A 4,717-nucleotide genomic window follows, 5' to 3' on the forward strand; every position below is an offset into this window, starting at 1 on the left:
CTAACTAAATACAACAAAACCTTCCAATTAAAATATAGCGGTAGGTTATTTGGCATGTGCATTTTTAGTATACCACGAGATTATTTATCTTTTTATTGAAAAATGTTGACAAACTATTAGCTGGTTTTGTTTAAGTGTAATATTTCACAAAATTTATATAACTTTGAACAAAAAATGCTGCCAATGGCAGCTGTTGTTGCAATTATTTTACTTCTAACCAATCTTTAAAAACTGAATTATCCTTTAAGTTAAAGTAATATTTAATAAACCGAATAAACTCTTCTGAATCTATCTCTTTAAACTTATAATTATCATAGTATTTCTTTACGAATTTTTCAGCTTCTTTGATTTCACCCCTTTTTTCAAAAAGTTTCCATAACATAACATTGGATTTCCCATAAATATATGAACTTTGCTTATCCTGTTCATACTGATCCAAAGATAAGTTTACTGGCAACTGGTCAAGTCCTTTTACCACTTCATTTAAATTGCTATAAGGTACACCTTCATTTAATTTCGAATAAAAATATAGGCCTGTAGCAAACTCAGCAAAGCCTTCATCCAGCCAAGCTTCATGATATGGATCATTACTAATTATTCCATAAAACCACTGATGAGCTATTTCATGTACAACTGTCGATTTTAATAAAGCAGGAGGTAGTTTAGCATGATCATCAATTGAGTATGCTGTTACAACCCCTGGGTATTCCATACTTTTACCATCCAACACAATATCTAATTGATTATGAGGATAAGGCCCAATTGTTTTTTCAAAGTACATAAATGCTTCTGAAGCTATTTCCGATACCTCCTGAGAGAGCTGTTTATCATCACCAAACCCAAATAATCTAATATTTGTGTTTCCCACTTCTTTTTCGATTAGAAAATGTTCTTTCAAGATTACTGCAAAAAAGTCTTTAACGTTATTTGCTTGTAATGTTCCAATTTGTTTAACTTCTTTGGGATCGTTTGGACTTGTAGAAACTAGTGTATAACCATTTAGTAACTTATAGGTTACATTAAAGTCACTAAAATTAGTATGATATGTCTCCCCCTTAAATCGATAATCTTCTTTATTCCATTCCTTATTTCTATAGGTAGCAAGCATTGGGTAAAATTGAGCCAAGTAATAGTTCCCATTATTCTTTGTATATCTCAAGCCTTTGTCTGGAAGTGTAAAATTGTATGTAAAACTGACATTTACTTCACTACTTGGAGGTAACTCATTATTTAAGTCTATTTTCAATGTATCTTGTTCTAATGAAAAATCTACTTTTTCTCCATCAATTTTAACAGTGGGAATTGTAACTGTTCCAGGATGAGCAGAAGATTGACCAACACTATCTAAAGTTTGTTTGGTAAAGATATTAGGAATAAAATAAAAGACCAAATCAGTCCAATTATCTTCTGATTTATTCTGTACCTTTACTTTTGCAATTACTTCAAATTCTTCTTTCTCACTCATTACAATGTTTAAATCGTATGAAGCATGATTACCTGCGGGTACTGTATTTGGAGTAAATGACTTTTTAACTTCATTATTGTTGCTAACCAATACGATATTTACTTTTAAAACTTGGAAGCATAAAAATATAACTAATATAGAAAAGAAACTTAAGTACAAGTATTTAATAACTCTCTCCCCCCTCGAGTTCAATCCATATTATAAGCAATTCTCTTTTCGGTTTGGAAATTCCTGTATATATTTTGCTTTAGCAAGGAAAATCACTTTCCCTACAATGAAAATTCTTTGCGTAAAAAAATAACTGCCAAAGGCAGTAAAATAAAAGTCCAACATTTATTTTTTTTCTTTCAATAATATTTCAATAATTTCTGCTAACGCTTCAACAGTATTGTATCCCTCTTCTAATGAATTCTCTATCCCACCAATTTCAATAATAACAGACTGGTTTAAGATATCTTGGTTATAATCACTTGCCATCTCTGTGGACTTACCAAATATCCCCCGCGAAAGTCCAGGATACAATTCTTGTGCTTTTTCATGAAATTCTCTTGCAAATTCCATATTCTCCTTATACTTTTCATCTTCTTGATTTACAACAAATGCAAGCTTTGAATAACTTTTACCGTTAATCTCTACAGTGGTATTTCTTTTTAGAGTAGTATCTCTGTGGAGGTCAAAAACCATTTGTATATTATTATATCTAGTTAAAGTTTCTACTAATTTTTCTCTGGATACGTTATAAGCATCTTTTCTAGATAACCCACGTTGTTCAACTAACTTCATATTATTGGTTGTATCAACAATATTATTAATAAGTCTATTATTAAGAGCCTTACTTAATCTTTGACCGACTAATGTAATATTGATATTTTCGTCATAGCTATTTTCCTGATCGAATTGTTCGTTTGGATTTACAGCTTTCAATTCGGGGATAAAAGATTCATCATTATGAGTATGATAAATATAAACAAGTGGTTCTTTACTATAGTTAGAAAATGAAGATATAGTATTTTCAATGTTAGGGGTAGAATTAGATAGGTTTATTAAAGGTTCTTCACCTTTTTGGATTACATAAGTGAATACAAACAAACAAGCAATCAATGCACTTACTGAAATAATCCAACGACTGTATGTCTTCTTTCTTCCTAACCTTCTTGCTTTTTCTCTTAATAAATTTTCTGTTTCTAAAACAAACTCTTCCCTTGGATTAAGTGAAAAAGATTTTTTAATTAAATCAGTTAATTCTCTGTCATCTTGCATTACTTAGCACCTCCATTGATAATGGATTTAAAATCTTTTTTAGTTCTTTTAATGCTCTGTGATAATCAACCTTCACCTTCGATTCACTACATTGAAGAATATCAGCAGTTTCCTTTATTGAGCATTCATTAATCGCTCTAAGTATTACAACTGACCTAAAATGGGGTTTTAATTTAGCAATCCCAGCATGAATACCTTTTTTTAATTCGTCTAACTCTAAAATGTCTATTGGCTGATGTCCACTTGCTACATTTCTTAAAATCTTTTCATTAATCAATACTTGCCAACGTTTTTTTCGATAATGATCAATTGCCGTATGTCTTGCAATAGAAAGTATCCAAGCTTTTAAGTGATGAATTCGATTTTTATCCGTAAGATTTTTAAGAACCCGAATGAACACTTCTTGTGTTAAATCTTCTGTATCATTGTGATTCCCTGTAAAACAAATTAGATATCGGTATACATCCAAATAATAAAGTTTATAAATTTCTATTATTTCATCTTCGGTATTGTCTTTATTAAACACAATCTCCCCCCTTTTTTATACAAATATAAATCGTTTGAACTTGGTTAAAGGTTACAATTATTTTTAATTTTTTCCTAAATAAAAAAAACCGTCTCTAAGACGGATTATTAATGAATTTCAATTTTTAAGTTAGAATATCCTCTTTAATTAAACTGCCCTTATAGTTCCAGAAGTCTTTGTTACTGAATATAATCTGTACTATCTGCGCTTGTCTCGTTTATAACGATACTAGAAGAAATATTGAGTTTCTCCCAAACCCAAGCCTGAAAAGTTCTGTTTATTTCTATTTTTAGTGCTTTATTATCCAAATTCTCATCAATATCTAATTCTTTAAAAGTAAATGTTTCTGTCGCCTCTGCACCTTGATATTTTGTACTGCTAAATGAAAAAGTAACCGTCTTATTCAATGGTTTCATCCCCCTGCTTAAATTGACCTTTAATTACATTTACACTGTTACTTCTAATTTCATTAACTACCTCTTTTATAAAAAGGAAAGATCCGTTTTCTCAAGATTTATATTAATATTTTCAATCCAATTAAGAGTAGAAACCCATAATCCTCCCAGATTATTTTTTAAGCTTTGGACATCTGTATTTAATGATAATAAGCCATGTATTTTCTGTTCAAATTCTTCAGGTAAATATTCCAACTCAAAACTTTCTTTATACATTGTCCTACTTGACAAATATTTGTGCTTATTTTTTAAGCCAACGGACATTACCGCCCAATAAGCAACTTGTCTTGATTCATGCGCAGCTACTATAGTTTCTGTTTCCTTTAATGCAAAAACTTTATAAACATGTTCATACATATCAGTAAGTGCATCCTTAATTAGGATGTTAAAGTCCACTTGTTCCTCTGCTTCTTTTTGCAGTACTCCTTATTTCATCATAGAGATTTGTTGAATCATATAAAACTTTACATGTAAAAATAGAATCACTCTTTACTGGCCATTCATAATCAATACTTCTTGCTTTCGATTTCATTTTTTCAAGAGTACTAAAACTTAATCCAACAAACATACCTTTGTAAAAAAAGGCTTCCCAACTGTTCTCTCGCCCATTTATTACTACTCTTAATTCTAAGTCGGATTCAGGACCATCCATTCCCTTTGCAGTAGACCCTTCTATAGCAACAGAGAGAAGGTTTTTTTTTGTATTTTTTTAGTAACTCATTAAGTATTTCATCAGCAACTTCAAATCTTTCTTCAGTAGAAAACTTATTAAGATGCCAAGTCATTTTTTTACAACTCCCAATCACATATTAACGGATTACATGTCATTAGGATTCAACAAAACCATTTAATTTCCTTTTAATTTCTTCAAATCCTTCTTCCACTAGTCGAGTAGAAGGGAGCCTTTCTACCTTACGGCAAATTGTACTCCTCCCCCCTCACAGAACCGTGCTTGCGCTATTAACGCACACGGCTCCTCCAAATTATCATTTACAGAATATAGCTAATCTC

The 4,717-nt window shown here is 30.8% G+C and carries 6 protein-coding genes; all 6 read right to left on the reverse strand.

Going from position 1 to position 4,717, the window contains the following annotated elements; all coding sequences use genetic code 11:
- Positions 1–202: 202 nt before the first annotated feature.
- Entirely contained in the window at positions 203–1,624 is a 1,422-nt protein-coding gene (locus M3600_RS27935; RefSeq protein WP_251648464.1) for a M1 family metallopeptidase, read from the reverse strand.
- A 174-nt stretch (positions 1,625–1,798) separates the two neighbouring features.
- Entirely contained in the window at positions 1,799–2,725 is a 927-nt protein-coding gene (spoIIP, locus tag M3600_RS27940) for a stage II sporulation protein P (protein WP_251648467.1), read from the reverse strand.
- On the reverse strand, positions 2,715–3,251 hold the full coding sequence (locus tag M3600_RS27945; RefSeq protein WP_251648469.1) for an RNA polymerase sigma factor: 537 nt from the start codon (positions 3,249–3,251) through the stop codon (positions 2,715–2,717). The genes spoIIP and M3600_RS27945 overlap by 11 nt, the downstream gene beginning before the upstream one ends.
- 179 nt (positions 3,252–3,430) lie before the next feature.
- Positions 3,431–3,658 carry a hypothetical protein gene (locus M3600_RS27950; protein ID WP_251648471.1) on the reverse strand — a complete coding sequence of 76 codons (228 nt, stop codon included), beginning with the start codon at positions 3,656–3,658 and terminating at the stop codon, positions 3,431–3,433.
- Positions 3,659–3,733: 75 nt separating this feature from the next.
- Positions 3,734–4,102, reverse strand: coding sequence for a kanamycin nucleotidyltransferase C-terminal domain-containing protein (locus M3600_RS27955; protein WP_251648473.1), 369 nt, complete (start codon positions 4,100–4,102; stop codon positions 3,734–3,736).
- Positions 4,092–4,358 (reverse strand): hypothetical protein, encoded by a 267-nt coding sequence (locus M3600_RS27960; RefSeq protein WP_251648475.1) that lies wholly within the window; start codon positions 4,356–4,358, stop codon positions 4,092–4,094. The genes M3600_RS27955 and M3600_RS27960 overlap by 11 nt, the downstream gene beginning before the upstream one ends.
- Between the last annotated feature and the right edge of the window lie 359 nt (positions 4,359–4,717).

Source organism: Niallia sp. MER 6, assembly GCF_023714395.1.
Classification (GTDB): domain Bacteria; phylum Bacillota; class Bacilli; order Bacillales; family Cytobacillaceae; genus Niallia.

Coding starts and splice junctions, on each gene's coding strand:
- M3600_RS27960 (WP_251648475.1), bottom strand. CDS start 4,358: ATGGATGGTCCTGAATCCGACTTAGAATTAAGAGTAGTAATAAATGGG.
- spoIIP (WP_251648467.1), bottom strand. CDS start 2,725: ATGCAAGATGACAGAGAATTAACTGATTTAATTAAAAAATCTTTTTCA.